This is a genomic window from Oceanobacillus arenosus (assembly GCF_003369575.1).
Lineage (GTDB): Bacteria > Bacillota > Bacilli > Bacillales > Amphibacillaceae > Oceanobacillus > Oceanobacillus arenosus.
The window spans coordinates 14,166-27,979 of sequence record NZ_PIOC01000033.1; the positions used below are offsets into that span (position 1 = coordinate 14,166).

The window sequence follows — 13,814 nt, forward strand, 5'->3', positions numbered from 1 at the left end:
CAAATAAATTTAGGTTTTCAAAGTTATTCAATAAAGCATGGATTAAAGGGAAGCTCTAAGACGACATTTAAATGGAGGCGTTAATTTGAATAAAGATATCTACGAAGGGTTCGCTGAATCACTTATAAACACCCATCAAACCCCAGGGGCAATCATCGCGTTGAACAGACAACGTTACGAAAAAGGCTTCGGCTACCGAGATCAAGAAAATCAGTTACCTGTTACAGCTGACACCATCTTTGGCATTGGCAGTATTACAAAGTCAATGACAAGTATAGCGATACTTCAGCTGCAAGAAGCTGGTAAACTATCTGTCCATGACACCATTAAAACATACATACCCGAGATTACGTTCGAAGGAAGTGATGATATAACACTTCATCACTTGATGACACATACATCTGGTATTCCCCCATTGAATACGCTCTTTTACGCGAATAAGCAATCAATGGAGAGGGATGGTTCATTCGATTTGCAGATCAAGCTCGGTGTACCCCTTGATAGAGAGCAAGATAGCATTGATACTTATGACGATCTTATAGACTATTTAAATACGATTCAATTCACCTCGCTTGATCAACCCGGCCGATCATTCAGCTATTCAAACGATAGCTACGCTCTGCTGGGCATTATTATTGAACGTGTTAGTGGACTGCCGTATGAACACTATATAGAGAAAAACATCTTTCAACCTCTCGGGATGAAAAACAGTTTCTTCCAACTAGATCGCATCAATGAGCGGGCATCACGCCTGTACAGCATCGATCCAACTTCCGCTAAGCCAGCGGTTGAATACTCACCTGAATGGTGGGATGCTCCTGCGATGCGGCCAGCCGGTTATGTAAAATCGACTGCCAATGATATGCTCCGTTTCGGAGATATCTTTTTGAACAACGGTAAGGCTATTTTAACTCCAGAAAGTCTTGATGTGTTAACTTCCAAACATATTGAAGTGGAGCCGGATGTGCATTATGGTTATGGCCTCTTTGTCATACCTGATTTTTTGGCACAACGCTCATTCAACATGGTGGAAGTATTAAAGGCGCGTCAGCACATTTTGCAGTATTACCTGAGAAAGACATTGCTGGCATTTGTTTAACGAACATTGCAGGTGCACCTGCTGAAGCTCTTTTAAAAGGGGCTGTACAGAGCGAAATGGATATTGAACCTGATAAAGCAGCAATGAAATATGACGATTATGTGCTCACTAAAACGGACCGCCAGGCAATCATTGGTACATATCAGTCTAGTGAGGGTCTAACAATCAAGGTCTATGAAAGAGATGCTACCATTTTTGTTGAATACCAAGGAATTGAAATTCCAAACCGTACAGTGGGCAAAAGGGCTGTCATAATTACAATGCAAGGGACAGAGTACTTGCTACAGTTTTCAGATAATCGTCTTCATTTTGCGTTTAGGCAACTCTTAAAAAGTAATAATGAATAAATAACTAAAACTTCCCAGGCTGTTGAGCAAGTAGAATTCTCAACAGCCTTTTCCTATGCAATGAAAAAAGGACGCCTCAATGCTCAGCGCCCATTCATACTCTAATTTAACTTATATACCCGTGCTTCATAAGGCCTTAACGTAAATGCTTTAACACTTTCTTTTAAATCTACCGCATAGTTTGAAAGACATAGCTCATATGAAAGCTCCCCTAATTCTGACGGTAGGATGAACGTTGTTTCATTAGGGAATAGATTCGTGATTATCAGCATCATGTCATCATCCTGTGACCTTGTGTAAGCAAATATCTTATCATGTTTAGGCAGGATTAAGTTATAATGCCCATAAACAAGTACATTGTATTGTTTTCTTAAATCAATCAGCTTTTTATAGTAAGCATAAACGGAATTCGGGTCCTTTAATGCCTCTGCTACATTAATATCCTTATAATTTGGATTCATTTTTATCCAAGGTGTTCCTGTTGTAAATCCTGCATTTTCCTTGTCATTCCATTGCATCGGAGTTCTCGAATTGTCGCGTCCATTTTTCCAGATAATCTCCATGATTTCCTGGTGCGTTTTCCCAGCTTCCGATTCATTTTGATAGAGATTTTTTGATGATACATCTCGATAATCCTCAATTGAATCGAATTGGACATTTGTCATGCCTATTTCCTGTCCTTGATAAATAAAAGGTGTACCCTGCATCAGGAAGTACATTGTCGCTAGGCATTTCGCCGATTCCACTCTATATTTATGATCATCTGCCCATGAGGACACGGAACGGGGCTGATCATGATTCTCAAGGAATAGGGCATTCCAGCCAACACCATCCAGCCCGTTTTGCCATTTTGTCAGTGTTTCTTTTAATGAATGAATATCAAGTCCGCCTGTGCTGCTTTTACCCCAAAGATCAAGATGCTCGAATTGGAAGACCATATTAAACTTGCCTTTTTCCTCGCCTACCCATTCATCTGCATCATCCACACTAACACCATTCGCTTCTCCAACGGTCATAATATCGTACTTATCAAATGTTTCCTCTTTCAGTTCTTCTAAAAATTCCTGGATGCCATCCTGATTCATATGCCCATCAAAGGATGGCACATATTTTAGTTTGTTTGGATTCGGCAAATCAGGGAAATTAGGCGCTTTTTTAATATGAGAGATTGCGTCGACACGGAAGCCATCAATCCCTTTATCCAGCCACCAATTCACCATTTCATATAAATCCTTGCGTACACGCGGGTTTTCCCAATTTAAATCCGGCTGCTTTCTTGAGAAGACATGGAGGAAGTATTCATCTGTCTGCACATCATATTCCCAGGCGGATCCGCCGAAGATGGATTCCCAATTATTTGGCTCCTTTCCGTTCTTCCCTGGTCGCCAAATATAATAATCCCGGTATGGATTATCTTTTGAAGCTCTTGATTCAATGAACCATTGATGTTCATCAGATGTATGGTTAATCACAAGGTCCATGATCAGCTTCATCCCACGGGAATGTGTTCCCTCTAATAGCTCGTTGAAGTCATCCATTGTTCCAAATTCGCTCATAATGTCTTTATAGTCGCTAATGTCATACCCATTATCATCATTTGGGGATTTATAAATCGGACTAATCCATATAACATCGATGCCAAGCTCTTCTAGATAATCAAGCTTGGAAATAATGCCTTGAATATCGCCAATCCCATCTCCATTCGAATCCATGAAGCTCCGTGGATAAACCTGATATGCTACCGCTTCTTTCCACCATTTTCTTTCCATTTATTTACCTCCTTGTCAGACAAAATTATCTATTAAAACAAAGACTTGCCAATGTAATTAACCGTTTTCCCTGCTGTTGAGTGGGAGCGTTGAGTTTCTTTCCACAATAATCGTTCTCTATTAATTGGCACTTGTTTCTTTAATGATTGAAACAGATAGTGCACCAATGATAAGCAGAATACCTGAAATTAAAATCATCGCAGGCATTGATGACCCCATTACAGGGAATAGGATAAAGCTTAAGCAAGAAGCAACGATTTGCGGTAAACAGATACTGCCGTTAAACAGTCCAAGATATGTCCCCATTTTTTTGCCTGATAGAGCATTTGTAAGAATTGTAAAAGGAAAAGTCATCATTGCCGCCCAAGCTATTCCAATCAGGACAAATGAAACAATCAGTACCCATTGATTATGAATAAAAAATACAGAACCGAAGCCTATTCCCCCAAGAATCAGACTTAATGCATAAGCAGGTTTGCGCTTGTCACTCTGTACACGGGACAAGGCAAGTGACCACAATACCGCTCCAATTGCCTGCACAGCGGACAGCACACCAAACCAGTTACCAGCATGCTGGTATGCAGCCGTAGATGGATCACCCGTATTCCAAACATTTGCAGAAATCGCGCCTGTTCCATACGTCCATAAGTACTGGAATCCCATCCAGCAGAAGAATTGCACAACCGTAATTGTCCAAAATACCTTTGGAGCATGACGAAGTAATTCCAGCATACCTACTTTCTCTTTATTCGACTCCTCTGTAATCCCATGATATGCAGCATATTCAGCTGGCGGATATTCCTTAACCTTAAAGATTGTAAACACACTGCAAATTATCAGAATGATTGCCCCTGCATAAAAAGAAATAACAACAGACGGCGGTACAACCCCTTTTGGCGCACTGTTAGCAACACCCATCATCGTTAGAATAAAAGGGAAAATACTTGCTAAAACAGCACCACTGTTTGAGAGAAAGCTTTGAATCGAATATGCAAAGCCTTTCTGCTTTTCATTCACCATGTCACCAACCATCATTTTGAATGGCTGCATCGCAACATTTGATGATAAGTCCATAAATAGAATTGCAACTGCACCAAAGGTCAGAGCCAATACTGAACCGAAACCAAAGCCAAAACTACCGGCATTCGGGAGCAGAAACATAACAATTACCGCAACAATGGTACCTACAATGAGATATGGAATACGGCGCCCTAGTTTTGGCATCCATGTACGATCAGATAAATACCCGACGATTGGCTGGACAACTAAACCTGCCAGTGGTGGCAGAATAAAGAAGAAACCTAATTGTGTTGGGTCGGCACCAAGGGTCTGGAAGATACGCCCCATATTTGAACTTTGCAATGAGAATGCCATTTGCACTCCTAAAAACCCAAAACTAATCATCCATATCGTACTTATTGGTAAATTAGGCAGTGATTGTTTAGGCTTATTTTCATGATTGTCTACCGATTTTGCTTCAAGCATAATACTTTCCTCCTGTAACCTGTAGAATATGTAAACCCTTTGCTATTGCACGCCTTTTGTTAATTATCATTGCCACATTTAGCAGGAGACGCACCTGCAAATTAACCGCTTTAAAAGCTACTATGCAGCTCTGTAACATCATTGAAAATCTACAACTCATAGTGCAATCGTTTGCAATAAGGCTTGAGATCTTCCATTAAATTGACACAAAGATAGATTATATAAATAACCATGCTTTGCGAATCAAATCGTTTACATTTGAACAATAAGTATTATATATCAGTTATCAAAATAGCGCAATCGTTTGCACAAATTGCATATAAAATGAAAAATTGCACCTCTCCATCAAAGAGAAGTGCTGTTATTAAACTATTCTTTTTCAAAGGTTTTCTCATGTTCAAGCAGCCATTCTTTTCTCCACAGTCCGCCTGCATAACCAGTTAATTTCCCATTTGAGCCAATTATTCTGTGACAAGGAATAACGATGCTTAGCTTGTTTCTCCCATTTGCACTCCCGACCGCTCTAATCGCTTTTTCATTCCCTATGGAAATGGCAATATCCTTATAGGAGCCTGTTTTCGCATAGGGAACATCCGTTAAGGCTTTCCATACGCCTTTCTGAAAGTCCGTCCCTTCTACTTCATAGGGGATGGAAAAGTCCCTGCGTTTGCCTTGGAAATATTCATCAAGCTGGTGATAGCATTCTTGTAAAACTAAGGAAGTGTCAGCATGTAAATAATTTTCCGGTTTTTCCTTTTCAGAAAATAAAATGGAGTGGATTGCCTCATGATTGCCGCTTATTTCTATTATGCCAATTGGCGATTGATAATCTAATTTACTTATTGTTGTCATATAAAGACCTCCAAAGATAAAAGGTAGCATATGCCTGCCAGCCTTCCCAGTCTGCAGCGTATGCTTCTAATTCTGCAATTGTCGGTTTCCTCTCAAGCCCTAATTGATGCTTTAGCGCATTTTGCAGGCCAACATCGGCAACTGGGAAGGAAGAGGTACAGTGCAGACATCTCATCATCGCGTAATCAGCCGTCCATGCTCCGACACCTCTTAATGCCATTAGGGACTTCCGCATTTGCTGATAATCCTTTTTCGCTAGTAATAACTCTTTTGTTAATTCACCATTTTTCATAGCTTGCGCGATGCCAATAATATATTCAGCTTTCCTGATAGTAAACTGTTGTTTCCTTAAATCATCCACATTCAGTGCTGCTACTTTTTCAAACGTGGGGAATAGCCAAAACGTTTCTCCTTGGGATGTTAGACTTTCACCATATTGTTCGACAAAGCGTTTCTTTAATGTGTAAGCAAATGTTAAATTAATTTGCTGCCCCATAATGGCCCACACTAGCGCTTCGAATAAATCAGGAATGCCTATAATCCGCAACCCATAATATTTATCGACAATTGGCTGTAACACTTTATCTTGACCTGCCATTTGGTAAAACCCCACTAAATCCTGGTCCAAATCAAACCATTCCCAAATATATGCTGCGACCTGTTCACGAGCGTCAATAGATGGGATGTTTAAGGGAAATTCAACCTTTATGCAATCATCGATATATCCAATTTTACATAATATCAATGATTCATCCACTTTTATTAGTTTATATACAAATTCCGCTTTCATTCGATGGAGTACTTCTAAATCCGATCTTCCTAAAAAAATGAGACACTCCTCAAAATTAAATTCCTTTGGAGGATAAAGCTCAATATATGATTCATGGTCAGACCAATTCATTTTGAAGTTCCTTTCGATATTCACTTGGCGAACAGTTTTTTATGTTGCGAAACACTTTATAAAAATTCGATGGACTCCGGAACCCGACTTCATAGCAAATCTCTAAGTTTGTCATCGTTGTAAACTTAAGAAGATGCGCTGCTTTGTCGATTCGTATGTTTACTAAATAGGCACGTGGAGTCTCCGAGGTTTCCTGTTTAAATAACCGTTCCAGATAAAAGGGACTTAAGCCAACCTGAGCCGCGATGGGAACGAACACGATAACCTATGGCGAGAATCATTTCGAGATTGTAGTGCTTTGTATTATAATTCTTACCATCCTTGGCAGTTGTCAAGTAAAACTTTACAACTGAATCCTCATCTAATTCCTTTTCTTCAAATATATTCTTTATATGAAGGCTTATATTCTGCTTTGTGGATTGATATAATTCGGCAATTGCTTTTTGCGTCATCCAAACTGTTTCATTTTCTAACCTAACATCTATTTTTGTGCTTCCGTCCTCTGTTTGATAGATTAAAATATCTGTTTCATTTTGCATTCCCATCACTCCCTTTTAATAAAAATAGATTATCTACCTTTCAAACCTTCTGTTATGAACTATTATACCATTTAATCATTGTATAGTTGAATAAAAAGGAACACTTATTCCCCTCATACAAAACAAAGCCCCTCAAACTTGGTTAAGAGTTTGAGCAGGCAGTAATTTATTATTTAGTTTGTGCTAAATGGGTTTTTTCTTAATCAATTTTCACCCCTAGTTTTACTACTATTTTATGATACGGCTCCCCGAAGTAAATCTAAATCAAACGAACTATCAACTACCCAAATTCAAAAATAAATCCGTTCTAACTAACACTACTTATGGGCAGAATAATCGTAATCTCTCTTGTAAACCTTCCAAGATTTTTTCTGGCATTTTCCTGACCATGATATCCTCACCTAGGAAAAGGAGCCAATTTGATATTTCGCCCATTTCCTCGGGATTATTAACATTGATAGAAGTCTTTAGAATGGCTGTGGTTTGGTAGGGACTCGTATAGGAAATGGAAATCCTCAATGGATGATATTTTTTGAACTGCTTAATCGCCTTTGGACCAAGTTCAAGGACAAGGTTGATCTCTTCTTCCTGCTTCCTTTGTACTTCTAAAATCTGTTTCTTACTTAATCGTTGTTTCTTAGGGTATGGTTTAACATTGGTGAGATTGTCCACGGGGAAAATCTTGTTCTTTTCTTCCTTTAAGTCAAAGCCTTCAATCAGCCAGGTGCTTTTTTCACGATAAAGATGCAAGAGATAAATGGGATACGATTTTACTTCCTTTGCTTCTATAATGGTAATCAATAAATAGCGATCCAAGAGCATGTTTTGGATAAGCTGTTCTAACATGGGATGGGGCAGGTCTGACAGATCAAGCAGGTCGGGATTATCGGGGTTGGTCCCTTCAAAAAGCAAGATTTGATTTAAAAGCACAAGAGTATCTTGCTGGTTTGCTGAGATGAGGCCAAGCAACTTCTCAGCTAAAGACTGTCGACTCTTTAAATAAGGAAGTTGTTGATTTCTTGTAGCCATAAAGGCAATAAATAGCGCTTTAATTTCATTATCGGTAAAGCGAACAGTAGGCAGGACCGCGTTGTTCATGACAGAATATCCCCCATCCCTGCCAGCTTCAGCGACTAGCGGCATCCCCATTGCTTCGATTTCTCTAATATCTCGGATTGCTGTTGAGCGAGAGATGTTAAATTCCCGCATAATTTCTGAAATTGTAAAGTGGGCGCGGTTGTTGATATACCGCATGATAATGTTAATCCGTTCAACTTTTTTCATCGGGGTCTCCTAAATAGTATCAATTTTTGACATGATTTAAGGTTATTATAAACCTATCAAGTGAATAGACCAATCATTTGATACATCTTATTAAAAGGAAGGTATTAAATATGGCAAATTACACAATAGAAGAAAAAGACGGCTTTACTGTTTTAGGTATTGGAACGGAGCTTAAGAGTGATTACACAGACTTTGCAGGCATAAACAAGGAAAAATCAGACTTTTGGCAAGCGGTCAAACAAGATGGTGGGCTCGATGCTTTAAAAGCAGTTGCCACAAACAGCTATATTTTTGCCGTGAATGAAGCGTTCAACAACAAGATGATGCATTATGCTGGTGTTATGACAGAAGAAACACTACCAGAAGCAACTAGAGTGATCCAATTTCCTAAAGGGGAATACTTAGTTGTTAAAGGGGAAGCGAATACGTCTGAAGAGTTGAGCAATATGCTTACTGGCATTGCCTTTGGCGAAGCCTTGGGAGAAATAAGCGATTTTGCCTATGTTGGCGGGCCGAATGCATCGGTTGAGATGGGCGAGCAGGGCGGCCTCTTATTTGGCGAAATGTGGATTCCGCTTGTTAAGAAATAATAAGATAAAAGGAAGCGATGAAAATGTCCTATATCGTGGATTTTAAAGATGTGTCAACTGCAGGTTTGGAATCTTCACCTGTAGCAGAAACGCTTGCTGGTTTGCGTGCGAATGAGGCACGTTACTTTATGAACAAATATAAACATGAATTTACGGTTGTAGCCGCTAGCGAAAGTCAGGAAACCCTTGATTATGTGAACAATATTTTGAAGGTAGAACGTGATATTGCGTTTGCAGCTAAACCCTTAGAAACGTCGCGCTTTCAAGTGGAAAACATCAAATTTGCTTACGTTTTTTACGAAGACGGTTTAGCGTTGAATGTTATGTATACAGTGGATGGCTCTAAGAAGCGGGCCGTTGGTTTTAAGCTTTCTGAGGGTATGGAGGTACCAAAGGAGTTGGAAGGAAAGTTTAAGTTTGCTAGGCAGAAGTCTAAGCTAGCTGGAACGATTCGAGGCTCGTTTTTTGTGATTAAAGGAGAGTATTAGAAAACTAAGGCTGTCACCAAACCTTTCGGTGACAGCCTTAGTTGCATTTATATTGTAAGAAAGTCGTTATGCTTTCTCACAAACTAAAAACGTCCAATTGTAACAAATAAAGCTAAGACAATAACCACAATATTTGAACCAATCATTTTATATTCCCCTCGTTTACCATGGAAGATAGCAGCAAATACCATAATTAATAGCAGGCCAATAGCTGCAAGTGGCGTTAAAATTGGAGCTATACCTAAAGCAAGTGGAAGAATTAATCCAATTCCCCCAAGAACCTCTACAATCCCAATAAATGCAACAAAGCCCTTCGAGTAATCACTTGCCCATGGGAGTGATTTTTTTGCTCTTTCATATTGTAACTTCGTTGCTCCTGTACCAATAAACATCAGAGCTAACAAACCTTGAATAATCCATAGTGCAATGTTCATACTGTTTCCTCCTTGTTTCAATTTAATTCCTAAAATTATAATATTCGATGGGGGAAATAATTAGAAGTAGACACTTTTATTTGTCATAGTATACAAAAGATACCTAAGATACAAGGAGAAAAATTTATGACTAACAATTGTAACGGATGAATTGAAACCGCTATCAATATTCTTGTCGGAAAATGGAAGCCAGTTATTCTTTATCATCTTTTCGAAAATGAAACATTGCGATTTAGTGAACTACAACGTTCCATTCCAATGCCAATGCCTGAATGGGGTGTAAAACATTTACAGCATCTGGATGAGTTATACGGTGAAAAGCAAATATCCCAAAGAGATTAATTTGGCAAGGCCTTCTCTTTGGTGCTCGTATATCGGATGATAAAGTTCCGCAATCGCCCTATGTGTCATCCAGACAGTTTCATTCTCCAATTATATTCCTTGCAAAGCAAAGCCACTAATTACCACCAAAACAAACAGAGCTCTATATGTATGAAAATAAACCATAACTCTCTATCTACTCAAGAGTTATGGCTTTGATTTAATATTTAGTCATAAAACCATTCGGCTTCTCTTATCAATCGTCCTGCCAGCAGATCGCGCAGTTTTGTCACGAGCTGGCCCCATTACAAGGAAAGGATGCCGGATCTTGCCAAGCTGCATATATCATTTCTCCAAGCGAGCCTTTTCCAACACGCTAATATCGATCTTCTTCATCTTCGATAGCGCCTCAGAAACTCTGCGGGATTCATCCTTTGATCCTTTAAACAAAATTTCTTCCATGTTATCTGGAACGATCTGCCAGGAAACGCCAAATTTATCTTTTACCCAACCGCATTGCTCCGATTCTGGTACGGCAGAAAGCTTGTCCCAGTAATAATCAATCTCTTCCTGGTCTTTACAATTTACAATGAAAGAAAATGCCTCATTAAAGTTAATATCGCCAGCCATTCCATTATCCATCGCAGAGAAATTCATTCCGAAAAGATTGAAATCAGCATATTTCACTTTTGCCTTCGATGATTGGGCTTCACCAGGTTCATATTTGCTGATTACACCTTTTTGAGCGCCCTCAAACACTTCGGTATAGAATGCTACTGCGTCTTCAGTCATTCCACATGAGTCACCAGAGAACAGCACGTTTGGAGTAATTTTTTGTAATGCCTTCCCTTCGTCTACAAGCATCAACTGCCAGGACAAACCGTATCGATCCTGCACCCAGCCATACCGCTTATTAAACGGATATTCCCCAAGTGGCATTAATTCCATTCCACCGTCTACTAATGCCTCCCATTTCGAATTTACTTCTTCTATGGTCTCGCAGGCTACCATTAGCGAGATGCTCGAATTCAATTTAAAATAGGGACCTGCACTTATTGCTTGAAATTCCTGTCCAGCCAGTTCAAAGCTTACCAATTCTGAATCACCAGATGGAGTATCTTCAAGTACTGCCACATTCAATAGCTTGGACTGACCAAATAAACCGATGTAAAACAACGCAGCTTCTTTTGCTTCCTTGTCATACCATAAATGCGGAATTACTTTTTGCATAAAAATCCCTCCAAATGCACTTTTTTAAACGCCGTATCATTCCACACAGAAATGCCGATGTTCCCTAACAATGATGGATACAGCTTCTAAACCTATTGGATAGTTTCAGCATATTCCTTAAAGTTATCAAGTATCGCTTGCCATCCCGCTTCCTGCATTTCAATGGAATTGGTACTTTCAGCTTCAAATGTTTCCACTACCTTTGTGCCGCTTCCCTGGCCAATAAAGGTAATTTCAACCCTTCTTCCGTCCGCTAACGTGTAAGAAATAAACGCATGTAGCTTCACTTCATCATAAACGCCAGTAAGATCAAATCCAAAACTACCGTCTTTCGCTTCCATTCGCGTAAGAAATTTTCCACCTACTCTTAAATCGTTCTCCGCATGCGGTGCATGCCAGTCATCAGATGCCTTTGACCATTGTGTGATGTGCTGTGGAGCCGTCCAACATTCCCATACTTTTTCAACTGATTTCTGGACTGTAGTTTCAACCGTAATTGTTTCTTTCTTACCTGATTCCATTGTTAACACCTCGCAATATAATATTTACGTTAATAATAACTGCTATCGTTTTAATGTTCAATCTGGACTTCGGGTGATTTTTATAAAGTGAAACTTCACTCAGTGGGGGGTTTTCTTTATCCCCCACTGAATGTTAGTTGAACAGAATCGGGATTTTATTGGCTGTTGATCCCCCACTTACAATTCTTGGTTTTCCTCGAATTATTTAAGTGGGGTCTTACAGCCAGTTAATTCGGGGGAAAACTTTGTTGCACTTAATAGGACAGATACTGCCACATTAGATTGATCCCTAATCGGCGTCTTCGCCACGACGGAATAGCGGGACTGAACAGTGGGAGAATGTCCAAGTCCCTTGGAAACCAGGTGCTGCGCCAAAATCTGGAGCGTTGAGCCTATCGACTCAACTCAATCCCGTCAGCAACCCTAAGCTTGGCTCCATCGATGCCTTCGATGATGTTTTCAACCACGCTTAGCTTCTCCCCAGCATCGATTCTGATACCGTTGGCGGTCTGTCGAATGACGTTGTGCTCGTTCCTGATGTCCGTGGGAATTCCTTTGCCTCGTCCGTCAGTGCCTTTGTCCTCACGGAGCCGGTTAGCCCAGAACGCGTTTGTACCTCCAGTAATGTGGCTTCCTTGCAACTCTGTGCCCGGCGCATTGTGGATCTCGATGCCGGTCTCTGAGCCTTCCCCAGGGGTAATTCTGCTGCCCTCGATGAGTGTATCAGGAGTTCCCAGGATATCAAGAACTCTAGGAAGGAAAAGAATCTAATTAAACTCCTTTAAAATGATATTTCTATTAAGGTAAATATATTAGTCTATTAGAAAGCAGGTTGCAAAAAGAGAAGAATCAAATTGTGTAATAAATGCAATAAGGAAACTAAAACAACCTCTGCAAAATATCATTATTTTGCGTCTGTATAATGAATTGAAATTCAAAGAAGTTGGAGAAATATTTAATCAGTCTGATACATGGGCAAGAGTTCATTTTTATAGAGCCCAAAGTATACTATCTCCTGTTATGTTAAAATAATTCATGTGCTGTGTTTTCTAAAATAGATTGGAGCTGTTAAAATGAGGAAAAGAAGAAGTTTAATTACAGTAACCTTACTAATTATTTTATTTGCCGGAATGTCTGCTTGCAGCAATTCATCTAATGATGCTGCATCAAGCAAAACCCAGCCAGATCCTGAAAGTATATCAAAGAGAACAGATAATTCATCTCAATCAAAAGACTCGCCTTCTGAGAGTACGTCACAAACTGAAAATAACGGTAATGAACATTCGGAAGTAACAGCAAGTGAAAATAGCAACGAGCAAGCCGATGATAATCAAGAGCAAGCTAACAATATCGACAATAGCAATTCAACAGATAGCACAATTGAAACAAAAGAAGATGGAATTCAAGAAGCTAATACAACAGACACAGTAACAAAAATAGAAGGAAGAAAAACAGCGTTTATAGAAAAATTAGACTCCATCCAAAAGGAACTTGATGCCTTACCAGAAAAGAATGATTCAGATAAAGGTGTAACAAATGCTATGAAAAACTATTATGGACGTTCTTACGAAATGTATGACAAAGAATTAAATGAGATTTATGCTTTACTAAAAAAAGAGTTGTCGCCGGAGACAATGAAGGGGTTAAAAACGGAACAAATTAAATGGATAGAACAGAAAGAAAAGACAGCGAATGAAGAAAGACTAAAATATAATGGAGGGACTTTTGAAAACGTTGCATTATATATATCTTTATACGAATCAACAAAGGAAAGATGTTATAAATTGGTTAACGAATATATGACAGATTGAAGGTTAGAATAATTAATCTACCATACAAATATAGTGAAACTTCATTAAGTGGGGGTCTTACAGCCCGTTAATTCGGAATAAATCTATTGAATCTTTTTACGAGTTCCCTTCGTATACATATTAAATGAAAGTGAGGGATTCGT

At 39.3% G+C, this 13,814-nt stretch carries 15 protein-coding genes and 1 pseudogene; 6 read left to right on the top strand and 10 right to left on the bottom strand.

Annotated features, from left to right (window positions below):
• Nucleotides 1-85: 85 nt before the first annotated feature.
• Together CWR48_RS19305 and CWR48_RS20955 are read left to right on the top strand one after the other, a co-directional pair.
• The gene (locus CWR48_RS19305; RefSeq protein ID WP_245976872.1) at nucleotides 86-1,099 is read left to right on the top strand and encodes a serine hydrolase domain-containing protein; all 1,014 of its coding nucleotides are present in this window, start codon (nucleotides 86-88) and stop codon (nucleotides 1,097-1,099) included.
• Between the two features lie 56 nt (nucleotides 1,100-1,155).
• Nucleotides 1,156-1,446, top strand: coding sequence for a hypothetical protein (locus CWR48_RS20955; protein ID WP_245976873.1), 291 nt, complete (start codon nucleotides 1,156-1,158; stop codon nucleotides 1,444-1,446).
• Nucleotides 1,447-1,547: 101 nt separating this feature from the next.
• Here CWR48_RS20955 and CWR48_RS19310 read toward each other — a convergent pair whose 3' ends face one another.
• From CWR48_RS19310 to CWR48_RS19340, 7 genes and pseudogenes are all read right to left on the bottom strand, one after another.
• Nucleotides 1,548-3,215 carry a glycoside hydrolase family 13 protein gene (locus CWR48_RS19310; RefSeq protein WP_115774926.1) on the bottom strand — a complete coding sequence of 556 codons (1,668 nt, stop codon included), beginning with the start codon at nucleotides 3,213-3,215 and terminating at the stop codon, nucleotides 1,548-1,550.
• Between the two features lie 120 nt (nucleotides 3,216-3,335).
• A complete protein-coding gene (locus tag CWR48_RS19315) occupies nucleotides 3,336-4,700 on the bottom strand; it encodes an SLC45 family MFS transporter (protein WP_115774927.1) in 1,365 nt (454 codons plus the stop codon).
• A 369-nt stretch (nucleotides 4,701-5,069) separates the two neighbouring features.
• A complete protein-coding gene (locus CWR48_RS19320; protein ID WP_115774928.1) occupies nucleotides 5,070-5,552 on the bottom strand; it encodes a methylated-DNA--[protein]-cysteine S-methyltransferase in 483 nt (160 codons plus the stop codon).
• Nucleotides 5,536-6,453, bottom strand: a complete 918-nt coding sequence (locus CWR48_RS19325) for a DNA-3-methyladenine glycosylase family protein (protein ID WP_115774929.1) — start codon at nucleotides 6,451-6,453, stop codon at nucleotides 5,536-5,538. Before CWR48_RS19325 ends, CWR48_RS19320 begins: the two co-directional genes overlap by 17 nt.
• Nucleotides 6,440-6,700: pseudogene (locus CWR48_RS19330) on the bottom strand (helix-turn-helix domain-containing protein); the annotation flags it as partial. The gene CWR48_RS19325 and the pseudogene CWR48_RS19330, both read right to left, overlap by 14 nt.
• A complete protein-coding gene (locus CWR48_RS19335) occupies nucleotides 6,651-6,998 on the bottom strand; it encodes a virulence RhuM family protein (RefSeq protein WP_342772482.1) in 348 nt (115 codons plus the stop codon). The gene CWR48_RS19335 and the pseudogene CWR48_RS19330, both read right to left, overlap by 50 nt.
• Before the next feature lie 315 nt (nucleotides 6,999-7,313).
• Complete coding sequence (locus CWR48_RS19340) at nucleotides 7,314-8,276, bottom strand: helix-turn-helix transcriptional regulator (protein WP_115774932.1); 963 nt, start codon at nucleotides 8,274-8,276, stop codon at nucleotides 7,314-7,316.
• A gap of 110 nt (nucleotides 8,277-8,386) precedes the next feature.
• On the opposite strand from CWR48_RS19340, the gene CWR48_RS19345 reads away from it, so the two are divergent.
• The gene (locus CWR48_RS19345) at nucleotides 8,387-8,866 is read left to right on the top strand and encodes a GyrI-like domain-containing protein (protein ID WP_115774933.1); all 480 of its coding nucleotides are present in this window, start codon (nucleotides 8,387-8,389) and stop codon (nucleotides 8,864-8,866) included.
• Between the two features lie 23 nt (nucleotides 8,867-8,889).
• The gene (locus tag CWR48_RS19350; RefSeq protein WP_115774934.1) at nucleotides 8,890-9,354 is read left to right on the top strand and encodes a phage tail protein; all 465 of its coding nucleotides are present in this window, start codon (nucleotides 8,890-8,892) and stop codon (nucleotides 9,352-9,354) included.
• 83 nt (nucleotides 9,355-9,437) lie between these two features.
• On the opposite strand, the gene CWR48_RS19355 is transcribed toward CWR48_RS19350, so the two are convergent.
• A complete protein-coding gene (locus CWR48_RS19355; protein ID WP_115774935.1) occupies nucleotides 9,438-9,788 on the bottom strand; it encodes a DoxX family protein in 351 nt (116 codons plus the stop codon).
• A gap of 168 nt (nucleotides 9,789-9,956) precedes the next feature.
• Here CWR48_RS19355 and CWR48_RS21060 point away from each other — a divergent pair, with 168 nt between their 5' ends.
• On the top strand, nucleotides 9,957-10,130 hold the full coding sequence (locus CWR48_RS21060) for a winged helix-turn-helix transcriptional regulator (protein WP_342772484.1): 174 nt from the start codon (nucleotides 9,957-9,959) through the stop codon (nucleotides 10,128-10,130).
• A gap of 324 nt (nucleotides 10,131-10,454) precedes the next feature.
• Here CWR48_RS21060 and CWR48_RS19365 read toward each other — a convergent pair whose 3' ends face one another.
• Nucleotides 10,455-11,339 (bottom strand): VOC family protein, encoded by an 885-nt coding sequence (locus CWR48_RS19365; RefSeq protein WP_115774937.1) that lies wholly within the window; start codon nucleotides 11,337-11,339, stop codon nucleotides 10,455-10,457.
• 92 nt (nucleotides 11,340-11,431) lie between these two features.
• Nucleotides 11,432-11,860, bottom strand: coding sequence for an SRPBCC family protein (locus CWR48_RS19370; RefSeq protein ID WP_115774938.1), 429 nt, complete (start codon nucleotides 11,858-11,860; stop codon nucleotides 11,432-11,434).
• 1,073 nt (nucleotides 11,861-12,933) lie between these two features.
• Here CWR48_RS19370 and CWR48_RS19380 point away from each other — a divergent pair.
• Complete coding sequence (locus CWR48_RS19380) at nucleotides 12,934-13,671, top strand: lysozyme inhibitor LprI family protein (protein ID WP_115774940.1); 738 nt, start codon at nucleotides 12,934-12,936, stop codon at nucleotides 13,669-13,671.
• Nucleotides 13,672-13,814 lie beyond the last annotated feature (143 nt).

Excerpts from the sequence above, each read along its gene's own strand:
- CWR48_RS19350 (WP_115774934.1), top strand. The coding sequence starts at position 8,890 with ATGTCCTATATCGTGGATTTTAAAGATGTGTCAACTGCAGGTTTGGAA.
- CWR48_RS19365 (WP_115774937.1), bottom strand. The coding sequence starts at position 11,339 with ATGCAAAAAGTAATTCCGCATTTATGGTATGACAAGGAAGCAAAAGAA.
- CWR48_RS19315 (WP_115774927.1), bottom strand. The coding sequence starts at position 4,700 with ATGCTTGAAGCAAAATCGGTAGACAATCATGAAAATAAGCCTAAACAA.
- CWR48_RS19310 (WP_115774926.1), bottom strand. The coding sequence starts at position 3,215 with ATGGAAAGAAAATGGTGGAAAGAAGCGGTAGCATATCAGGTTTATCCA.
- CWR48_RS20955 (WP_245976873.1), top strand. The coding sequence starts at position 1,156 with ATGGATATTGAACCTGATAAAGCAGCAATGAAATATGACGATTATGTG.
- CWR48_RS19355 (WP_115774935.1), bottom strand. The coding sequence starts at position 9,788 with ATGAACATTGCACTATGGATTATTCAAGGTTTGTTAGCTCTGATGTTT.
- CWR48_RS19320 (WP_115774928.1), bottom strand. The coding sequence starts at position 5,552 with ATGACAACAATAAGTAAATTAGATTATCAATCGCCAATTGGCATAATA.
- CWR48_RS19345 (WP_115774933.1), top strand. The coding sequence starts at position 8,387 with ATGGCAAATTACACAATAGAAGAAAAAGACGGCTTTACTGTTTTAGGT.
- CWR48_RS19325 (WP_115774929.1), bottom strand. The coding sequence starts at position 6,453 with ATGAATTGGTCTGACCATGAATCATATATTGAGCTTTATCCTCCAAAG.
- CWR48_RS19340 (WP_115774932.1), bottom strand. The coding sequence starts at position 8,276 with ATGAAAAAAGTTGAACGGATTAACATTATCATGCGGTATATCAACAAC.
- CWR48_RS19380 (WP_115774940.1), top strand. The coding sequence starts at position 12,934 with ATGAGGAAAAGAAGAAGTTTAATTACAGTAACCTTACTAATTATTTTA.
- CWR48_RS19370 (WP_115774938.1), bottom strand. The coding sequence starts at position 11,860 with ATGGAATCAGGTAAGAAAGAAACAATTACGGTTGAAACTACAGTCCAG.
- CWR48_RS19335 (WP_342772482.1), bottom strand. The coding sequence starts at position 6,998 with ATGGGAATGCAAAATGAAACAGATATTTTAATCTATCAAACAGAGGAC.